Raw genomic sequence first — 18,539 nt, 5'->3', positions numbered from 1 at the left:
ATGGTAATCGACATTCGTACCACTGAGTGGAACAACTGCACCGTTGAATGGCATTCCTCATCGAGGAGGGATCTGCGAGCCATGAGCATGACCGCCCCACCCATGACCACCCGGCGCACCGCGCTGCGCCTCGGTGCGGCCGGTTCGCTGCTGGGCGCCGTCGGGCTCACGGCAGGATGCGGTTCCGCAGCGGATTCGGAGGGAACCGGCGCCCTGCGGATCGCCCAGCCGAGCGAGCCCACGGGACTCGACCCCCACCTGGAGAGCGGCCTGGACGGCATGAACGTGCTCATCAACATCTTCGACACGCTCACCATGCGCGACACGAAGAACGAGCTGGTCCCTCGGCTGGCCACCCACTGGGAGGCCACGGACGAGCACCACTGGAGGTTCCGCCTCCGCAAGGGCGTCACCTTCCACAACGGCGAGCCCTTCGACGCCCGCAGCGTGAAGTTCTCGATCGAGCGGCTCATCGACCCGGACACCGGCTCCACGATCGTCGAGCTGCGCTCCGTGGACCACGTCGAGATCATCGACGACCACACCGTCGACATCGTGATGGCCGAGCCGGACCCCGTCATTCCCGAGAAGGTCTCGCTCTTCGGGGGCGTGATGCTGCCCGCGGACCACTTCGCCGACGTGGGTGCGAAGGGATTCGCCGCGCACCCGATCGGCACGGGCCCGTTCCGCTTCGTCTCCTGGCGCAAGGCCCAGCTGCTCCGCCTCGCCGCCTACGCGGACCACTGGAACGGCAGGCCCGCGTTCGGCGAGCTCCACTTCACCGCGATGCCCAACCCGGCCTCCGCGCTCGCGGGCATCCAGAGCGACGCCGTCGACCTGGTCTCCGCCCTCGATCCCGAGGCGGCCCTCCAGCTCGAGGGCTACAAGGACGTCTCCCTCACCACGCACCCGGGGATCCGCATGTACTTCGTCGTGCTCGACACCGAGCACGAGGTCCTGAAGGACGCCCGCGTTCGACGCGCCCTGAACCACGCCGTGGACGTTCCGCTGCTCATCAGCGCGGTGCTCAACGACTCAGGGCGAGAGGCCGCCACGATCGTGCCGCGGGAGGCGTTCGGCTACGACCCGGACGTGAAGCCACCGAAGAGGGACCCCGACGAGGCCAGGAGGCTGCTCGCGGACGCCGGCCATGCCGACGGCCTCACACTGAGCTTCACCGCCTCGAACAAGGACCAGCTCGTCAGTCAGGCACTCGCCGGAATGCTCGAGGACGTCGGCGTGACGCTCGAGCTCGAGATCCTCGAGCCCGGCACCTTCGCCGAACGGCTCGCCTCGGACGATCCCTCCTCGCTCGGATCCATGTATCTCACCGGAAGCACGGGCTGGACGCTCGACGGAGAGGCCACCATGCAGTCGTACATCCGCTCGGATCGCAAACGCAGCAGGATCCGGTCGCCGGAGGCCGACGAGATGATCGACGCGCTCGAGCAGACCATCGACCCGGATGCACGCCTGAAGACGTTCCGCCGCATGCAGGAATGGCTGCACGACGAAGCGCCCTTCCTGTTCCTGTACCAGGCGGATCAGAACTTCGCCTCGAACAAGCGCATCGAGTGGACTCCCAATGTGAACGGGACGCTCGCGATGGAGACCGCCCGATGAGCCGCGGCCGGACCCGGCTCCTGCGCGCCGCCGTCACCCGCCTGCTCTCCTCCCTCCTGGTGCTCTGGGCGGCCGTCACGGTCGTGTTCGTGCTCTCGCGCGCCTCCGGCGATCCGGTGGCGCTGCTCCTGCCCGACGATGCGAGCGCCGATCAGGTCGCGCAGATGAAGCAGACCCTCGGGCTCGATCGCCCGCTGCCCCTGCAGTACCTGGACTTCCTGGGTGGTCTCGTCCATCTCGACCTCGGCGACTCGCTGGTCTACAAGGAGCCCGTGACCTCGTTGATCATCGAGCGGATCCCGGCCACGGCCCTGCTCGCCGCCACCGCTCTGCTGATCACCGTGGTCGTCTCGTTCCTCGCCGGCAGCATCGGCGCCATGCGCCGCGGCACCGCGCTGGACAGGGTCGTCATGAGCGGGGTGCTGGTCGGACAGTCCACCCCCGCGTTCTGGGTGGGGATCCTGCTGGTCCTGCTGTTCGGCGTCACCCTGCGGGTGCTTCCCGCCGCCGGCTACGGGACGCCCGCCCACCTGATCCTCCCCGCCACGACCCTCGCGATCTTCTCCGTCGCCGTGGTCTCGCGCCTGCTGCGCTCCTCGCTGATCGAGGTGATGGGGCAGGACCATGTGCGAACCGCGCGCGCCAAGGGCGCGAGCGAGGCCCGGGTGCTGATGGGCCATTCGCTCCGCAACGCGTCCATGCCCGTCATCACCGTGCTCGGGCTCGAGCTCGGCTCCCTGCTAGGCGGGGCGATCCTCACCGAGCAGATCTTCAACTGGCCCGGCATCGGCCGGCTCACGATCGACGCCATCAGCGCCCGGGACTTCCCTCTCGTCCAGGGCACCGTCGTGCTGTTCGCCGCGACCTTCATCCTCGTGAACCTGCTGGTCGACCTGTCCTACGCCATCATCGACCCCCGAGTCCGGAGTGACGCATGAGCTCCACGCAGATCCCCCTGACCGCGACGGACCCCGCGGGGCCCACCGGGCCCGCCTCCGGCGCGAAAGGTGTCGCCCGGCGCGGGCGCGCGGACATCACCCTTGTGCTGTCCACCGGGTTCCTCGCCCTCGTCGTCCTCCTCGCGCTCATCGGCCCGCTCCTGGTGGGCGACCCCGACGAGCAGAACCTGCTGCAGCGCCTGGCCCCGCCCGGAACGGCGGGGCACCTGCTGGGCACCGACCAGCTCGGACGGGACGTCCTCGCCCGGCTCGTCGTCGGCAGCCGCGTGTCCGTCCTCGTCGGCATCACTGCGGCGCTCCTGTCCGGCGTGATCGGATCCGTGATCGGCATCGTCGCCGGCTACACGGGCGGGTGGACGGACCGGGTGCTCATGCGCCTCACGGACGTCCAGCTCGCCTTCCCCACGCTGCTTCTCGCGCTCGCGGTGATCGGCTTCGTGGGCCCCGGCCTGTGGAACGTGATCATGGTGCTCGGCATCACCGGCTGGGTCTCCTACGCCCGGGTGCTGCGCTCCGAGGTGATCTCCCTGCGCACCCGCGAGTTCGTCGAGGCCGCGAAGGTCATGGGCGTGCCGGGGCACAGGATCATGGCGCGCCACATGCTGCCCAATGTCACCGGACCCCTGATGACGATCCTGACGCTGCAGGTGGGGACGGTCATCCTCGCCGAGGCCGCCCTGAGCTTCCTGGGCCTCGGCGTCCCCTCCAGCATCGCGACCTGGGGATCGATGCTCTCGGACGGCCAGCTCTACATGGGCACCGCCTGGTGGCTCGCCGTCCTGCCCGGCACCGCCCTGCTCCTGACCGTGCTGTCCATCAACGTCGCCGGGGACGCCGTGCGCGACCGGTGGGATCCGAGGACGTACACCTCATGAACGCACTGCTCACGATCGAGGACCTCCACATCTCCTTCGCCTCCCGCCGCGAGCACGTCGCCGCGGTCCGGGGCATCGACCTCACCGTCCACGAGGGTCGCACCCTCGCGCTCGTCGGCGAGTCGGGCTCGGGGAAGTCCAGCACCGCGCTGTCGGTGCTGCGGCTGAACCCGGAGCCGCCCGCCGTCTACCCGCGCGGGCGCATCCTGCTCGACGACCGCGACCTGCTGCGTCTGACGCCGCAGGAGCTGCGCGCGGTGCGCGGGCGCGACATCTCGATGGTCTTCCAGGACCCGATGACCACGCTCAACCCGATGCGCACGATCGGCAGCCAGCTCATGGAGGTCATGGCGATCCACCGCACGGGATCCCGCGCGCAGCGCCGACATCGCGCGCTCGAGGCCCTCGAGCAGGCACGGGTGCCGGACCCGGAGCTGCGCGCACGGCAGTTCCCCCACCAGCTCTCCGGCGGGCTGCGGCAGCGCGCGATGCTCGCGATGGCGCTGATGAGCCGTCCGCGGCTCCTGATCGCCGATGAGCCCACGACGGCGCTGGACGTCACCACCCAGGCGGAGATCCTGTCGCTGTTCCGCACCGTCCAGGAGGAGACCGGGATGGGGATCCTGCTGATCACGCACGACCTGGGCGTCGTCGCCTCCATCGCCGACCGGGTCGCGGTGATGCACGAGGGACGGCTGGTCGAGCAGGGCGACGCCCTGCAGGTCTTCGAGCAGCCCCGCGATGACTACACGCGCTCCCTGCTCGAGGCCACACCCCGCCTGCAGACAGGAGCGTCCGCATGAACCGGCAGAGCACCGCCCGCGCACCAGAGGACGCGCCCGTCGTGAGCATGCGCGGCATCTCGAAGACCTACCGCCAGCGGCGCCGGGAGAACACCGTGCTGCGGGACGTGGACCTCGACATCCTCCCGGGCGAGACGCTCGCCCTGGTCGGTGAGTCCGGCTCGGGCAAGACCACGCTGTCCCGCATCGTCGTGGGCCTCACCGATCCCGACGCCGGACGCATCCTCACCGACGGCAGGGACCTGACCCGCCATCGTCGGCAGGCATCCGCCGAGCGCGCGCTGCTGGTGCAGATGGTGTTCCAGGACCCGTACGCGAGCATGAACCCGCGCCTGCGCATCCGTGACGTGATCGCCGAGCCGCTGCACACGCATCGGCGCGCCGCCCTCGGGCCGGCAGGGATCCGACGCCGGGTCGGCGAGCTCCTGGAGAGTGTGGACCTCGAGCCGGCGATCGGCGAGAGGTACCCGCACGAGTGCTCCGGCGGCCAGCGGCAGCGGATCGCGATCGCCCGCGCCCTCGCCCTCGAGCCGCGCCTGCTGGTGCTGGACGAGCCGACGAGCGCCCTCGACGTCTCCGTGCAGGCGAAGATCCTGAACCTGCTGGCCGAGCTGCAGGAGCGCACCGGCGTGGCCCTGCTCTTCGTCACCCATGACCTGGCTGTGGTCTCCGGGATCGCCGACCGGATCGCCGTGATGGCGGCAGGACGCCTGGAGGAGGTCGGCCCCTGCCGCGAGGTGCTGGCCTCGCCCTCGTCCGAGGTCACCCGGCGGCTCCTGGACTCGGTCGCACACCCGGACCCGCGTCGGGCGAACCCGAAGCTCCTCGCCCGCTCGGGCGCGGCGTCGGGTCCGGCGGACGATGCCGGCCGCGCAGCGGCGCCCGTGCCCGGGCCCGCGGACGGGGACGGGGCCGCGGACGGGGACTCGGCATGACGTGCGCGCGCACCGATCCGCCCCGGTCAGGGCGCGGGCACGATCCCGCGGTGCAGCAGGTACGCGACGCCGCCCAGCAGAGTCGCATCATCCTCCGGGGTCACGTTCGTCCGCAGGCGGGGCTGGGTCTCCCCGCCCGTGCGGGAGAGATCGCGCAGAGTCGCGAGGATGCGGGCGCGGAATCCCTCGGACGCCTGCGCCGCCTCGCCATGGAGCACGAACAGGCCCGGCGTGCACAGCTGCTGGATGTTGGCGAGGCCCACCGCGATGTTGTCCGCGTACTCGCCGACGACCGCCGCCGCGCGCGGGTCCTCCGCCGCGCACCGCTCCCAGTCGGCGAGACCGGTCGCCAGGATGCCCAGCTCCTGGCCGCGCGCCTCGAGCCAGGCCGTCGTGGCGATGGTGCGCCAGCAGCCCTGCTTCCCGCAGCTGCAGGTCAGCTGCCCGCGGGCGACGGTCATGTGGGCCCCGCTGCGTCCGCCGTCGGGCGCGAGGATCGTGCCTCGATAGAGGATGCCGACGCCCAGGGTGGAGCCGGTGGCGACGGAGGCGAAGGTCTCCTCCCCCTGACCGGCGCCGAAGTAGTGATCGCCGTGCACCTGGAGGCGCGCGCGATGCTCGAGCAGCGTGGGCGCCCCGACGAGCTCCCGCAGCCGCGAACCGATCTCGCATCCCTCGAGGGACGGCATGTCCACGACCTGCAGCATCCGCCCGCCCACGGTGTCCAGGACTCCCCCGGCCGAGATGACGCAGCCGCTCAGCGCGCCGCCGCGGGCGAGCCCCAGCGCCACCCGGTCCACGTGCGCGAGGATCTGCTCGCGCCCGGCCGAGGGGTCGAAGGCGAGTTCCCGGCGAGTGCGGAACCTGCCCGTGGCATCGATGAGAGCGCCCTGCACGCGCCCGGGCAGCAGCTCGAGAGCCAGGAAGGCACCCTCGCGCGATGCAGGGGGTTCGAAGGGCAGCACGCGAGCGGTCATCCCGCCACAGTAGCGAGGCCGGCAGCACCCGATGCGCGCCCGCGAGCCGGCGGACGCACGCCCCGAGCCCGCGGACGCACGTCCGCGAGCGCGACCACCACCCCACAGAAGGAGATCCCATGCCGCATCTGGCCGAGATGACGAGGAAGCAGGTCGCAGATCTCGCTGCGCACGGCGTCGCGGTGCTCCCCATCGGCTCCCTCGAGCAGCACGGGGACCACCTCCCCCTGGGCACCGACTCCCTCCTGGTCGCGGAGGTCGTCGAGAGGGCGCTGGCAGATCGGGCGGACACGGCGCTGTGCCCGCCCCTCCCCTACGGCTTCAGCGGCCACCACCAGTTCGCGGTCGCGCTCAGCCTCCCTCCGAGGACCCTCCTGGACGTGCTCGGGGCTCTCCTCGACTCCCTGGTGGCCGCCGGGTTCCGGCGGATCCTCGTGGTCAACGGGCACGGCGGGAACATCGAGATGATGAGCCAGGCCGTCAAGATCGCAGCTCTGGAGCACGAGATCCTCGCGGCCTGCTGCAGCTACTGGGAGCTGCTCGAGCCCCGCCCCGGGGCGCCGGGCCACGCGGGCTCCTTCGAGACCTCCCTCATGGAGACCGCGCATCCCTCGCTCGTCCGCCCGCCCATGGACGGTCCCCGGGAGCTTCCGCTCTTCGATCGCCGCATGGTCCGCGGCCTCCACGTCGAGAGGCACGGCGAGTGGCCGCGCACGGGAGGCATCACGGACGACCCCGGCCTCGCGGACGCCGCCGAGGGTGCGGCGGCCCTCGCGGAGGCCGCAGCACGGCTCACCGAGTGCGTGGACGCCCTCCTGGACCTGGACCTCCCCTCCGATGCCCCGACCCCCTCCACTCCCGAAGGAGCAGCCCGATGAAGATCGTCGACCTCGAAGTCCACGTCGTGAACCTCCCGATGAAGCAGGGATTCACCTCGTCGTTCGAGACCAAGCGCGGCGAGACCCGCACCATCGTGCGCCTGCGCACCGACGACGGGGTCGTCGGATGGGGCGAGACCATGTGGGGCGCGCCCGTCGCGCGCCTCGTCCGCCAGCTGGCCGACGACGTGATCGGCACCGACCCGCGGGAGCTCGAGGCCTTCCACGCGCGCCACCGCATGCTGCCGTTCTTCCACGGGTACCTCGGCTACGCGGCCCTGGCCGCGATCGACGTCGCCTGCTGGGACGCCATCGGCAAGGCCGCCGGGATGTGCGTGGTGGATCTGCTCGGCGGCCGGGTCCGCGAGCAGGTCCCGCTCACGGCCCTGATCACCCGGTCCGACGGCGACGCCCGCGATTATCCCTGCTCGCTGGCGGACGCGACCGAGCAGATCGTCGCGGAGAACAGCTTCACGGCTGTGAAGCTCAAGGGGAGCACCGATGCCCGGGCCGACGTCGCGATCATGGAGGCCCTGCGTGAGCGGCTCCCCGACGTGGAGCTTCGCGTGGATCCGAACGCCGCCTGGAGCGTCCCCGAGTCCGTCCGCGCCGGTCGCGCGCTGGAGCCGCTCGGGCTCGAGTACCTCGAGGACCCCTGCCAAGGGCTCGAGCAGATGGCGCAGGTGGCGCGCGCCGTGCGGATCCCGCTGTGCACGAACATGTGCGTGGTGCGATGGGAGGATCTCGCCCCCGCCGTGCGGCTGGATGCGGTGCAGGTGATCCACGGGGACGTCTACAAGTGGGGCGGCATGGCGATCACCAAGCATCTCGCCGCCCACTGCGAGGCCTTCGGCCTGGGCATGAACCTGCACAGCGGCGGGGAGATGGGCATCGCGACAGCCGCCCACCTCGCCATCGCCGCAAGCACCCCGGTGCTCGCGGGCGCGATCGACTCGATGTACTACCTGCACGACGACGACATCATCGACCCGCTGCCCTTCGAGGACGGGTGCCTGCGCGTGCCCGACGGCCCCGGTCTGGGAGTGGACGTCGACGAGGACAAGCTCGCGCACTATGCGCGGCTCAACGAGCGCGAGGGAGACTTCACCGGATGACCCGCGATCCTTCCCTCCGCGCGCTCCTCGCCTCTCTGCTCGTCATCGGATGGGACTCCCCCGAACCCACTCCCGAGCTCGCGCGGCTGCTCGACCAGGGCCTGGGCGGCGTCATCCTCCACAGTCGCAACGTGCGCACGGCGGCGCAGCTCCGCCGCACCCTGGCCACACTGCGCGACCACCAGGGCGATCTCGTGGTCGGCGTGGACCAGGAGGGAGGGCGCATCAGCCACCTCACCCGTGCCGACTGCCCGGAGTCCCCGGGTGCCGCGGCGCTCGGGGTCGTGGACGACGTGCACGTCACGCGGGCGTGCGCCCAGGAGCTCGCCGCGCACCTGGCGGGACTCGGCATCGACGCCAGCTACTCGCCGGTGGTCGACGTCCAGAGCGATCCGGACAACCCCATCATCCGCACGCGGTCCTTCGGGGAGGACCCGGCGCTGGTCTCCCGCCACGCCGTCGCCTGGATAGAGGGGACCCAGGCCCTCGGCGTCGCGGCCTGCGCGAAGCACTTCCCGGGCCACGGCGCGACCGCGGTCGACTCCCACCTCGGCGACGCCGTCGACCGGCGGGGCTGGGCGCAGATCGAGCGGGTGGATCTCGCGCCGTTCCGCGCCGCGGTCGACGCGGGCGTCGCCCAGACCATGACCAGCCACGTCCGGTTCCCCGCCCTCGATGACACGCCGACCACGCTCAGCCGGCGCCTGGTCACCGACATCGCCCGCACCGAGCTCGGCTTCACGGGAGTGATCATCAGCGACGCCCTGGAGATGGCGGCGATCGCGAAGCGGGTCGGGGTGGTCGACGGCGCGGCACTGGCCCTCGCCGCGGGCGTGGATCAGCTGTGCATCGCAGAACCCGATCCCGATCTCCACGAGCAGGTGCTCGATCGGCTCGAGCGGGCCGTCGCCGACGGCGAACTGGATGTCCGCCGGCTCGAGGCGTCGTCGGCCCGCATCCGGGGGATGCACCGGGCGGCACGGCAGGTGCGCGAGCGTCGCGACGACACCTCTCTCCCGCCGGCCGATGCGAGGTGGAAGGACGCAGGAGCGGATGCTGCGCGCCGAGCGGTGGTCGCGACCGACGCGCTGCCGGCCCTCACCCGGCCCGTGGTCATCGACCTCTACCGGCGTCCGAAGCCGGCGCTCGAGTGGGACGGCTGGGACCTCGCGACCCTGGTGCGCGAGCGCTGCGACGGGGCCGACGGCCTCAGCACCACGACCGAGGATCTGGACATCGGGAGCGCTCTCGAGCTCGCCGCAAACCGCAGCCTCGTGCTCGCCGTCCAGGACCCCCTCGTGAACCCCTGGCAGCAGCCCCTCGCCGAGGAGATCCGCCGTCGGAGGCCCGATCTGACGCTCGTCTCCACCGGCCTCCCCGACCCGGGGGCACGGCTGTGCAGCTTCGGGCGCGGCTCCGCGAACCTGGTCGCAGCGGCCGAAGCCATCGTCAGGGCAACCCGTCCCGCCGACGCGCACCCCGCGTGATCGCCACCGGCACCTCCTCGCAGGCTGCCCGTTCGCAGAAGACCGCGGGCCTCACCCGGGGCCCGGCAGGTCCTCCGATGCCGCACCAGGTGTTCTCCGTCGATCCCGGTGCGGCATCGTGCTACGTTCCCGAGGATGCACCCCCGGGAGACACCGTTCGTGATCGGCATCGACGCCGGCGGGACCCACACGCGCGTGGGGCTGTTCGACGTCTCCGGGGATCTGCTGGGACTGGCCGTGGGGCGCGGCGGAGGACCCCACCACAACGACGACGCGCAGGAGAACATCCACGCCACGATCCACGCCGCGGCGGCCGACGCCGGTAGGGACCCCCGAGCACCCCGCGCGCTCGTCGCCGGCATCGCGGGCATCAACAGGGAGTCCTCGAACCAGGGCCAGGACCATCGCGCACGACGGCACGGAGACGGAGAGCGGGCAGTTCCAGCACTACGCGGGAGCCGCCCGCCATCTGGTCCATGACGTCGTCCAGAGGATCCTCATCGGGGACGCCGACGACGCCGATCCGCTCCCGGCCCGCGTCCACGAGCACTTCGGCGTCGCCGATCGCTCCGAGCTCCGGGACACGGTGCTCGCCCTCAGCTCCACCGCACCCAACGAGGCGAAGCGGCGCTTCGGGGACCTCGCCCCCGTCATCACCGGGATGATCGGCTCCTCGCCCCTCGCGCGCAGCGCCGCAACCCGGCTGTGCGACCGCACAGCGCTGGGCGTCGGCCTGCTGATGCCGAGCATCGATGGGGACACGGTCCCGCTCACCTGCGCGGGCTCGCTGGCGACGGACCCCTCGTTCCTCGAGCTCCTGCGATGCTCCCTGACCCGGCTGCCCGGGGCGCAGGTTCCAGCACTCGTCCCGGCACGACTGGATCCGCTGCGCGGATCCGCGATCCTCGCGCTCGAGAGCGCGAACACGGCGGTCGACGAGGCGACGCTGCGCCGCCTCGCATCGTCGATGTGAGGGCTTCAGCCCCTCCCCTTCACCACCGCCACGGCCTCCCGCCTCTCGGACACCCCGAGCTTCGCGAAGATCGCGTTGATGTGGGACTTCACGGTCGAGACGCCGAGGAACAGGCGTTCGGCGATCTCGGGGTTCGTGGCTCCGTCGGCCATCAGCTCGAGCACCTCCGCCTCGCGTGCGGTCAGATCGGGGAAGCGCTCGCGCACGCTCGACGGCCGCGCCTCGGGGAGCCCCGCGACCACGCGGCCGGCGATCCGGGCGTCCAGCGGGGTGCCGCCTCCGGCTGCCGCACGGATCGCGGCGACCATCTCCTCGCGGCCGGCGTCCTTGGTCAGATAGCCGGCGGCTCCGGCGCGCAGCGCGGCGTCGATGCTCGCGTCGTCCGCGAAGGTGGTGAGCACCAGGACGCGCACGCCGGGGGCGCTGCGTGCGAGCGCGGCGGTGGCCTCCGCGCCGCCCATCCCGGGCATGCGCAGGTCCATGAGGACCACGTCGGGCGCGAGCTCCTCGGCGAGCGCGACCGCACGCTCGCCGTCCTCCGCCTCGCCGATCACGTCGATGTCGTCCGCGAGCGAGAGCACGGTGACGATGCCGTCGCGCACGAGGGCCTGGTCGTCGGCCACCAGGATGCTGATGCTCATGGGCTCTTCTCCTCGTCGTCCGGCACCACCGCGGCGAGCGGGACGCTCGCGACGGTCTCGAAAACGCCGCCGGCCCGCAGACGGGCGCTGGCCGCACCGCCCACGGCCTCGCAGCGCTCGCGCATGCCCACCAGCCCATAGCCGCCGCCCGGGCTGCCCGGTCGCGGCCCCCGGCCGATCAGGTCGGCCGAGCCCGCTCCCTCGCCGACGTCTCCCTCTGCTGCCTGCACCCTGCAGCGCAGCACCGCCTCGCCGCCCTCGGTCGAGAGATCGAGGGCGGCCGACCGACCGGGGGCGTGACGCCGCGCGTTCGTGAGCATCTCCTGCGCAGCCCGCACGAGCGCATCGGCGCGGGACGGTTCGAGCGAGCGCAGGGCATCGAGGCCCGCTCGACGCTCCGAGGCCACCGCGGTCCCAGCACCTCTCGCTGTCCCGCCGCCGACCGGTGTTCCCGCGTCGTCCGGTGTTCCCGCGCCGACGGCCGTTCCGGCGTCGGTGGGCTCGGGCGCGAGCAGCCCGCCCAGCTGCACCTCTCCCCCGCTCTCGCGGTGCGCGGCGGCGGCGTCCTCGATCCCTGCGATCACCTCGCGCGGCGTCTCACGGAGCGCGGAGACGGCGTCGCGGGACTCGGCGAGGCCGTCGGCCGCGAGTCCGCGCGCCCTGCGCAGCCGCGCCTCGAGCTCATCGAAGCGGCCGGCCTCGGCGAGGGCCACGGCGGCGTCGAGCTGGAGGGTGAGGGCGCCGAGGGAGTGCGCGAGCACGTCGTGCAGGTCGCGGGCGATGCGGGCCCGCTCCACGAGGGCCGAGTTCTCGGCGCGCTCGCGCTGGACGGCGAGCTGCTCCTGGAGCAGGGCGCGCTCCCTGTCCGCCGCGCGGAGGCGCTGCGCGCGGAAGCGGCCGATGAGCGCCGCTCCCCCGCACACCAGCAGGAAGATGATCAGCAGCTCGGGCTTGGCGCCGGTCATCAGCGCGGAGCCGACGAGGGCGAGCGCGTCGGCCGCGAGGACCGCGGCCATCACCGCCGTGGACCGTTCGGGCCGGCGCACCAGGCGCACGATCCCCGCGATCGCGACGGGCAGCAGGGCGCTGCCTGTCGTGAAGGTGAGCGCGCACGCCGCGATCTGCGAGATCGAGAGGGCGACAGTACCGGCGCGCAGCGCGCGCGGCCCCGCCTGCCGGTACTGGTCGGTGAGGGCGCCCAGCACCATCTCGACTGTCCACAGCACGACCACCCCGAATGCTGCGATGCGCAGCACCGGGGTCTCGACGTCCCATGCGGTGAGCAGGAAGAAGACGGCGAGCGCGAGAGCGAGCACGAGCGTGAGCCCGTCGATGCGAGGCTCCCGGCCCGGCACCGCAGGACCGGCCGACGGCGCAGCAGCGCCCGTCGGCCGGTCTCCGTGCGGCGTCGAGATCACTCGCGCGATCCTATGACCTGGTCGCTGCATGCAGGGCCGGGAGGTCACCGGCGGCGCGGGGACGCCGGGTCGCCACGGCCGCACTGACCAGCCGGGCGAGTCCGACCGACAGCAGGATCATGCCCGTGGTCCGGGAGTTCTGGGCCCCGGAGAGGGCGACCACGGCGAAGGACATCCCCACGCGCACCGCGATGTAGGCGACCCAGAGGGCGAGCCCCCACCAGCCGCCGCGCATCTCGAGCGCTCCGTCAGCGCCGGGGCGCACGGTGCTGACCAGGCCCATCACGAGCCCGGCGCCGACGGCGAAGGCGGCCGTCAGCACGAGGTACCCGAGAGTGATCGGGTCGATCGGGGCCTGCCGCAGCTGCTGGAGCACCAGCAGCGCGCCGACCGCGCTCAGGATCCCGCCGATGCGCTGCATCCTGGCGACCTCCCGCCACTGCAGCTGCCGGTACAGGATGAGGCCCAGCGCGGCGAGCACGATCAGGGCCTCGAGCAGGGCGTTCCAGGGGATGGCGGTGGCGTTCATGATCTCCTCCGAGGGTCGGGTGGCCGGCCTCTGCGGGCCGATGAGTCGATCCTTCGCCACGGCGCGTCCCGGGCGAACCGCCCGCGGGTGGAGAACAGGGTGGAGATGCCGGTGGAGCGCCTCCCGGCGGGATCGGCTTCAGGCGGCTCAGCGCTCCGCGGCCTCCAGGGCGAGCTCGGCGGCGCGCACGTCGGTGATCACGACATGGGCGAGGCCCGATCGGAGGGTCGCGAGCACCGCACGGTGCTTGCCCTCTCCCCCGCCGACGGCGACGCGCAGCGGCACCTGCCGCAGCTGGTCCTCGGGGATGCCGGTGAACCGCTCCCCGAGGCCGTCCACGCTGGCTCCGTCGATGTCGAGCAGGCTGGTGCCGATCTCGGCGACGACCCCGCGCTCCTCGAACCGCGCCCGCTCCCCCTTCTCCTCGAGGATCCTCGCCAGCAGCGAGGAATCGGGCCAGCCGCCGATGGTCAGGAACGCCTTCTGCACGTGGGCGAAGCGCCGCTGCACCTGCTGGATCATCGGGTGCCGCAGGATCGCGACCTCCTCGGGCTCGATGAGGATCGGGACGTACAGGGGGTAGGTCGCCCCGCCGGTCGCGCGGCCGATGTTGGAGATCACCTCGACGCCGTCCCCGAGCCGCGGCCAGCCGACGCCCGTCAGCTGGACCACGTCGGCGCTGGGGAGCTCCTCCACCTGCTGCGAGGCGTGCACGAGCGTGCGCCCGGGGGCGAACCCCAGCACGTCGTCCTCCTGGACCGTCTCCCGGATGAAGCGCGCGGCGACCGCGGCGATCGCCTCCCGCGCCTCGGGGTCCCGGTCCGAGTGCGTGGCGACGACCAGCGCGGAGCGGAGGCCGTAGCGCTGGGCGAGCCGCGCCGAGAGGGCGACGTCGATCGGGTCGGCGACCGCCGCGCGGACCTCGACCAGGCCCAGGTCCCGTGCGCGCCGGACCATGCGGGCGGTCACGAACCGCGACTTCCCGATCTCCTCGGCGATCTCGTTGACCGTCCGGCCCTGCGCGAGGTTCTGCAGGGCGACGTACACGTGCAGGATCTGCTGGTCCAGCGGCATCGTGGAGGCCGACGCGGCCGGGCGCTCCGGCGGAGAGCCGCTCACGCGCCTGGTGCCCGTGTCGCCGGCTCCTGCCCGCCTGCCGTCTGATCCCGGTCCGCCGTCGCCGGGCCGTCCGCCGACGCCTGCTCGTCCTGCACCTCGCGCAGCCACTGCACCGCCAGCGCGGGATCGTCCGAGGTGGTGCCGTCGGCCTGCAGCCGCACCGCATCCCGCATGTTCTCCAGCGAGCGCATCGGCCACACGTGCAGCTCGAGCCCCTGGTCGCGGATCTGCGCGACGGCCTCCTCGGTGAGCCCCTCGAGGCCGACGGCGAGCCGCTGGGCGCGGGTGTGCTCGACCAGTCCCTGCCAGCCGCCGGGGAAGCCGTCCGCCGTCGCGAGGTCCTTGCGGATCACCCCTCGGCGCACCTGCGGCATCAGCCGTGCCGCCTCGCGCAGGGCATCCTCCTGGAAGCTCATGAGCACGGTGCGCTCGGCGTCGGCCCGATGCTCGGCGAAGAACTGCGCGAGGTGGGGCACTGTCTCCGGCGCCTTGATCTCCAGCTGGATGCCGGTGCTCGTGGCGTCGTACATCTCCGCGAGGGAGACGACCCCGCGCCCGGAGTCGAGCACCGCCGCCTGCAGCTGCGCCATGGTCAGCTCGCCGGCGGGCCCCAGCCCCCGCGCGGAGTCCGCGCCCGCCGTCCGATCGAGCGTCGCGTCGTGCAGCAGGAACAGCTGCTCGTCCGCGCTCAGGCGGACGTCGAGCTCGATCTCGTCGACCCCCGCCTTCTCCGCGAGCGCGTAGGACTCCAGGCTGTTCTCGGGGGCGTGGGCCATCGCGCCGCGATGGCCCACGATCAGCATGCCGGTCATGTATCCGTCCCTACTCTCCGTTCGAACTTCTCCCGAACCCTGTCGATCGCGGGCTCGAGCTCCTCCTCCATCCGCGTCAGCACCTTCTCGGCGCTCTCGCCGGCCGAGTAGACCGACTGGATGGCGTTCTTGGCCTCGACCAGGGCCTCGGGCACGTAGCGGCGCACGATGTCGGGCTCGCGGGAGATCTCCAGCTGGTCGAGGGCCACCTTGTACCGCGGATCCTGCGCGGCGAGCTTCGCGACCTCGTCGGACTCGATCGCATCCTTCGTGCAGGGCACGTACCCGCTGCCCAGGGTCCAGTCGATCGTGCGCTGCCCGGTGCTGAGGAACTTGATGACCTCCCAGGCGGCCTGCTTCCGCTCGGCCGAGGCGTAGCGGAGGATCGACAGACCTCCGCCGCCCGTCGGCACTCCCGCGTCCTTCTCACGGGGGAGGAATCCGCACCCGAAGTCGAACGTCGCCGCCTCCTTGATGCCGGACAGGGATCCGGTGGACTGCATCGCGGTGGCACAGGCTCCGGAGGAGAAGTCGCCCGTCGCGTCCGCTGCCAGGTACCCGGAGCCGTCGTCATGGATGAAGGCGCGGTCGTACTCGAGCGCGGCGATCGAGGCGTCGGTGGTCAGGCGCATGTCGAGCCCGTCGGAGTAGGCGCCGCCGAAGGCCCAGATGGATCCCTGGAAGTACCAGTCGTCCCCGCCGACGTAGGCGCGCATCGGGACCTTCTTGCCCTTGTACTCGACCTCGCCGACCTCCTTCCCCCAGTCGCGGTACTCGCTGAAGGTCTCGGGGGCGCGATCGGGCAGGCCGGCGGCCTCGAAGATCTCCCGGTTGTAGTAGAACAGCGGGGTCGAGCGGCCGAAGGGCAGCCACCAGATCTCGTCCTTGACCGTGCCCTCCTTCAGGAAGCGCTCGTCGAAGCTGTCGGTGCCGAAGCCCTCGTCGAAGTAGCCGCCCAGGGGCTCGAGCGCCTCGGCCAGGTAGAAGCGGTTCCAGACCACGTCGCTGAACACGGCGATGTCGGGGACCTGGCGCGCCTGCATGCTCGCAGCGAGCTTCGACTCGACGCCGTCGTAGCTGTCGAAGATCTGGACCTCCGCGAAGATGTCGTCCTGTGCTTCGTGGAAGGCATCGAGGTTCGCCTGGATCACCTCGGCGTTGTGCGCCGTGTAGGCGCTCCAGATGACGACGCGCTGGCGGTCGCGGTACTTCGCGGGGACGTCGCCCGCCGGCTGCTCGAGCACGAGGCCGTCGGTGTCCCCGAGGCCGAAGCAGCCCGAGAGGAGCGGGATCGCCCCGCCCAGCAGGCCGGCGCCCAGCAGGGTCCGACGGGACGGGGCGCATAGGCGAGGGGCGCGGCGAGGGGCGCGGCCCGCAGGATGGATCGGCATGTCTCTCCTTCGACGATCGGTTCCGGCTCAGCGCCCGTTGCCGGCGGCGGCACCGGTGAGGCCGGTGACGATGTAGCGCTGCGCGCACAGGAACACCAGGAGCATCGGCAGGACGACGATGAGGGTCCCGGACATGAGCACGCCCCAGTTGGTCACGCCGTCGTTCGACTTCAGGTACATCAGGCCGATCGGCAGGGTGCGCATGTTCACCGAGTTCGTGATGATCAGCGGCCACACGAAGTTGTTCCACTCGTCGATCACGGCGACCAGCGCGACGGTGGCGACGGCGGGCACGGACATCGGCAGCACGAAGGAGATCAGCCGGCGCAGATGGCCGCAGCCGTCGACCTCCGCCGCCTCGAACACCTCGTCCGGCAGCGACATGAAGTGCTGGCGCAGCAGGAAGGTGCCGAAGGCCGAGGCCACCCCGGGGAGGATCAGACCCGCGTAGGTGTTGATCAGGTGCAGGTTGCCCATGGTCAGGTAGTTGACCAGCAGGGTCACGTGCCCGGGGACCATGAGGGCGCCGAGCATCACCACGAACAGCCACTTCTTGCCGGGGAACGGGAGGAAGGCGAAGGCGTAGGCCGCGAAGACCGCGAGCACCACCTTCAGCACGGCCCCGACCACCGTCACGATCAGCGAGTTCTTGATGAAGGCCCCGAAGGGGGCGATGCGCCAGGCCTCGCGCAGGTTGTCGAACGTGAGGCTGCGGGGCAGCCATTTCATCGGCCAGGTGTAGATGTCGCTGTTCGCCTTGAAGGACGTGGTCAGCAGCATGTACAGCGGGATCAGGAAGACCAGGCCGACGGCGATCAGCAGCAGGTAGCCCCACCAGTTGCGACGGAGGGACCCACGGCCTCGGCGCAGTGCCCCCTTCCGGTCGACGGGGCCCGGGGCCGACGGATCCTGCGCGGCGGACGGGTCGAGATCCCCGGACGATGTCCGGGAGGACATGGAGGTCGCCATCAGTAGTGCACCTTCCTCTCGACGAACCGGAACTGGAAGGCCGTGATGATCATCAGCAGCACGAACATGACGGTCCCCGCAGCCGCGGAGAGGCCGACGTTCGAGCGCAGGAACGCCTGCTCGTAGATGAACCAGCTCAGGGTGGTGGTCGAGGACGCCGGCCCGCCGCTGGTCATCACCGCGATCAGGTCGAAGGCCTGGAATGCCCCGATGGTCTGGGTGATGACCAGGAAGAACGTCGTGGGCGAGAGCAGCGGCAGGATCACCCGCGTGAAGGTCTGGAAGGCGCTCGCGCCGTCGAGCTTCGCGGCCTCGAGCACGTCCGAGGGGAGCCCTTGGATCCCTGCCAGGTACACGATCGAGACGAAGCCGACGCCCTTCCAGATCGAGACGATGAGCAGGGCGGGCAGCGCCCAGTGGGCATCGGTGGTCCAACTGGGCGACTGGGCGCCGAAGAGGTCGAAGACGACCCGGGCGAGCCCGTAGTTGGGGTCGAAGATGAACAGCCACACCACCGCGATCGCCGCTCCGGAGACCACGTGCGGCGCGAACACCACACCGGTGACGACCGGGGTGCCGCGCAGCTTCTTGGAGAACAGCGCGGCCAGCAGCACACCGAGCAGCAGGCTGATCCCCACGACCACCACGACCCACACCACGGAGACCCACAGCACCTTGTGGAACGAGGGCGAGGCGAGCATCGACGTGTAGTTCGTCAGCCCGATGAACAGCGGCTGGGGCGAGATGAAGTCCCAGTCGGTGAGGCTGAGATAGAGGTTCGCGATGATCGGCCAGTAGGCGAAGACCGCGATCAGCGCGAGGTTCGGGAAGGCGAACAGCGCGAACAGCGCGTAGCCGCGGCGTCTGCGCCGGCGGCGGGCGGCCAGTCGCTGCGGCGGGAGCGGGCCGAGCCCGGATGCCGCCGATCCTGGGGCGCGATCAGCGGGGAGGGCGGGGGCTTCGAGGCTCATCTCAGAGTGGTTCCTCTCCGTGGAGCTCCATCGTTCGTGCACGACTGCGCGCCGCGACATCAGC

19 protein-coding genes are annotated in these 18,539 nt (G+C 71.6%); 10 read left to right on the top strand and 9 right to left on the bottom strand.

Translation table 11 applies throughout. The features are described 5' to 3' along the window. Positions 1-81: 81 nt before the first annotated feature. Genes Bra3105_RS13190 through Bra3105_RS13170 form a run of 5 tightly spaced genes read left to right on the top strand, consistent with a single transcriptional unit; the run spans position 82 to position 5,195 of the window. Positions 82-1,623, top strand: coding sequence for an ABC transporter substrate-binding protein (locus tag Bra3105_RS13190; RefSeq protein WP_228357177.1), 1,542 nt, complete (start codon positions 82-84; stop codon positions 1,621-1,623). Then, complete coding sequence (locus Bra3105_RS13185) at positions 1,620-2,561, top strand: ABC transporter permease (protein WP_228357176.1); 942 nt, start codon at positions 1,620-1,622, stop codon at positions 2,559-2,561. Before Bra3105_RS13190 ends, Bra3105_RS13185 begins: the two co-directional genes overlap by 4 nt. Next, complete coding sequence (locus Bra3105_RS13180; RefSeq protein ID WP_228357175.1) at positions 2,558-3,457, top strand: ABC transporter permease; 900 nt, start codon at positions 2,558-2,560, stop codon at positions 3,455-3,457. Before Bra3105_RS13185 ends, Bra3105_RS13180 begins: the two co-directional genes overlap by 4 nt. Next, positions 3,454-4,260: an ATP-binding cassette domain-containing protein gene (locus Bra3105_RS13175; RefSeq protein WP_228357174.1), complete on the top strand. Its 807-nt coding sequence runs from the start codon at positions 3,454-3,456 to the stop codon at positions 4,258-4,260. Before Bra3105_RS13180 ends, Bra3105_RS13175 begins: the two co-directional genes overlap by 4 nt. Continuing rightward, positions 4,257-5,195: an ABC transporter ATP-binding protein gene (locus tag Bra3105_RS13170; RefSeq protein WP_228357173.1), complete on the top strand. Its 939-nt coding sequence runs from the start codon at positions 4,257-4,259 to the stop codon at positions 5,193-5,195. The genes Bra3105_RS13175 and Bra3105_RS13170 overlap by 4 nt, the downstream gene beginning before the upstream one ends. A 26-nt stretch (positions 5,196-5,221) precedes the next feature. On the opposite strand, the gene Bra3105_RS13165 is transcribed toward Bra3105_RS13170, so the two are convergent. Further along, positions 5,222-6,172, bottom strand: coding sequence for an ROK family protein (locus Bra3105_RS13165; RefSeq protein ID WP_228357172.1), 951 nt, complete (start codon positions 6,170-6,172; stop codon positions 5,222-5,224). Between the two features lie 119 nt (positions 6,173-6,291). Between Bra3105_RS13165 and Bra3105_RS13160 the strand changes: the two genes are divergently transcribed. The 5 genes from Bra3105_RS13160 (at position 6,292) to Bra3105_RS13140 (ending at position 10,625) form a co-directional block, all read left to right on the top strand. After that, a complete protein-coding gene (locus Bra3105_RS13160; protein ID WP_228357171.1) occupies positions 6,292-7,050 on the top strand; it encodes a creatininase family protein in 759 nt (252 codons plus the stop codon). Then, the gene (locus Bra3105_RS13155) at positions 7,047-8,165 is read left to right on the top strand and encodes a mandelate racemase/muconate lactonizing enzyme family protein (RefSeq protein WP_228357170.1); all 1,119 of its coding nucleotides are present in this window, start codon (positions 7,047-7,049) and stop codon (positions 8,163-8,165) included. Before Bra3105_RS13160 ends, Bra3105_RS13155 begins: the two co-directional genes overlap by 4 nt. Continuing rightward, complete coding sequence (gene nagZ, locus Bra3105_RS13150; protein ID WP_228357169.1) at positions 8,162-9,652, top strand: beta-N-acetylhexosaminidase; 1,491 nt, start codon at positions 8,162-8,164, stop codon at positions 9,650-9,652. The genes Bra3105_RS13155 and nagZ overlap by 4 nt, the downstream gene beginning before the upstream one ends. Before the next feature lie 135 nt (positions 9,653-9,787). Beyond that, positions 9,788-10,132 (top strand): hypothetical protein, encoded by a 345-nt coding sequence (locus Bra3105_RS13145; RefSeq protein WP_228357168.1) that lies wholly within the window; start codon positions 9,788-9,790, stop codon positions 10,130-10,132. Between the two features lie 106 nt (positions 10,133-10,238). Further along, positions 10,239-10,625, top strand: a complete 387-nt coding sequence (locus tag Bra3105_RS13140) for a hypothetical protein (protein WP_228357167.1) — start codon at positions 10,239-10,241, stop codon at positions 10,623-10,625. 5 nt (positions 10,626-10,630) lie between these two features. Here Bra3105_RS13140 and Bra3105_RS13135 read toward each other — a convergent pair whose 3' ends face one another. The 8 genes from Bra3105_RS13135 to Bra3105_RS13100 form a co-directional block, all read right to left on the bottom strand. Beyond that, positions 10,631-11,266: a response regulator transcription factor gene (locus Bra3105_RS13135; protein WP_228357166.1), complete on the bottom strand. Its 636-nt coding sequence runs from the start codon at positions 11,264-11,266 to the stop codon at positions 10,631-10,633. Then, the gene (locus tag Bra3105_RS13130; protein ID WP_228357165.1) at positions 11,263-12,684 is read right to left on the bottom strand and encodes a sensor histidine kinase; all 1,422 of its coding nucleotides are present in this window, start codon (positions 12,682-12,684) and stop codon (positions 11,263-11,265) included. Before Bra3105_RS13130 ends, Bra3105_RS13135 begins: the two co-directional genes overlap by 4 nt. 10 nt (positions 12,685-12,694) lie before the next feature. Beyond that, positions 12,695-13,213 (bottom strand): hypothetical protein, encoded by a 519-nt coding sequence (locus tag Bra3105_RS13125; protein ID WP_228357164.1) that lies wholly within the window; start codon positions 13,211-13,213, stop codon positions 12,695-12,697. A 147-nt stretch (positions 13,214-13,360) separates the two neighbouring features. Continuing rightward, complete coding sequence (locus Bra3105_RS13120; protein ID WP_228357163.1) at positions 13,361-14,332, bottom strand: sugar-binding transcriptional regulator; 972 nt, start codon at positions 14,330-14,332, stop codon at positions 13,361-13,363. After that, complete coding sequence (locus tag Bra3105_RS13115) at positions 14,329-15,144, bottom strand: glycerophosphodiester phosphodiesterase (protein ID WP_228357162.1); 816 nt, start codon at positions 15,142-15,144, stop codon at positions 14,329-14,331. The genes Bra3105_RS13120 and Bra3105_RS13115 overlap by 4 nt, the downstream gene beginning before the upstream one ends. After that, complete coding sequence (locus Bra3105_RS13110; protein ID WP_228357161.1) at positions 15,141-16,535, bottom strand: ABC transporter substrate-binding protein; 1,395 nt, start codon at positions 16,533-16,535, stop codon at positions 15,141-15,143. Before Bra3105_RS13110 ends, Bra3105_RS13115 begins: the two co-directional genes overlap by 4 nt. Before the next feature lie 27 nt (positions 16,536-16,562). Beyond that, positions 16,563-17,504: a carbohydrate ABC transporter permease gene (locus Bra3105_RS13105; RefSeq protein ID WP_228357160.1), complete on the bottom strand. Its 942-nt coding sequence runs from the start codon at positions 17,502-17,504 to the stop codon at positions 16,563-16,565. Continuing rightward, entirely contained in the window at positions 17,504-18,475 is a 972-nt protein-coding gene (locus Bra3105_RS13100; protein WP_228357159.1) for a carbohydrate ABC transporter permease, read from the bottom strand. The genes Bra3105_RS13105 and Bra3105_RS13100 overlap by 1 nt, the downstream gene beginning before the upstream one ends. Between the last annotated feature and the right edge of the window lie 64 nt (positions 18,476-18,539).

The organism is Brachybacterium halotolerans subsp. kimchii, from assembly GCF_020792675.1.
Classification (GTDB): domain Bacteria; phylum Actinomycetota; class Actinomycetes; order Actinomycetales; family Dermabacteraceae; genus Brachybacterium; species Brachybacterium halotolerans.
This window is presented reverse-complemented; position numbering and strand designations above follow the sequence as displayed.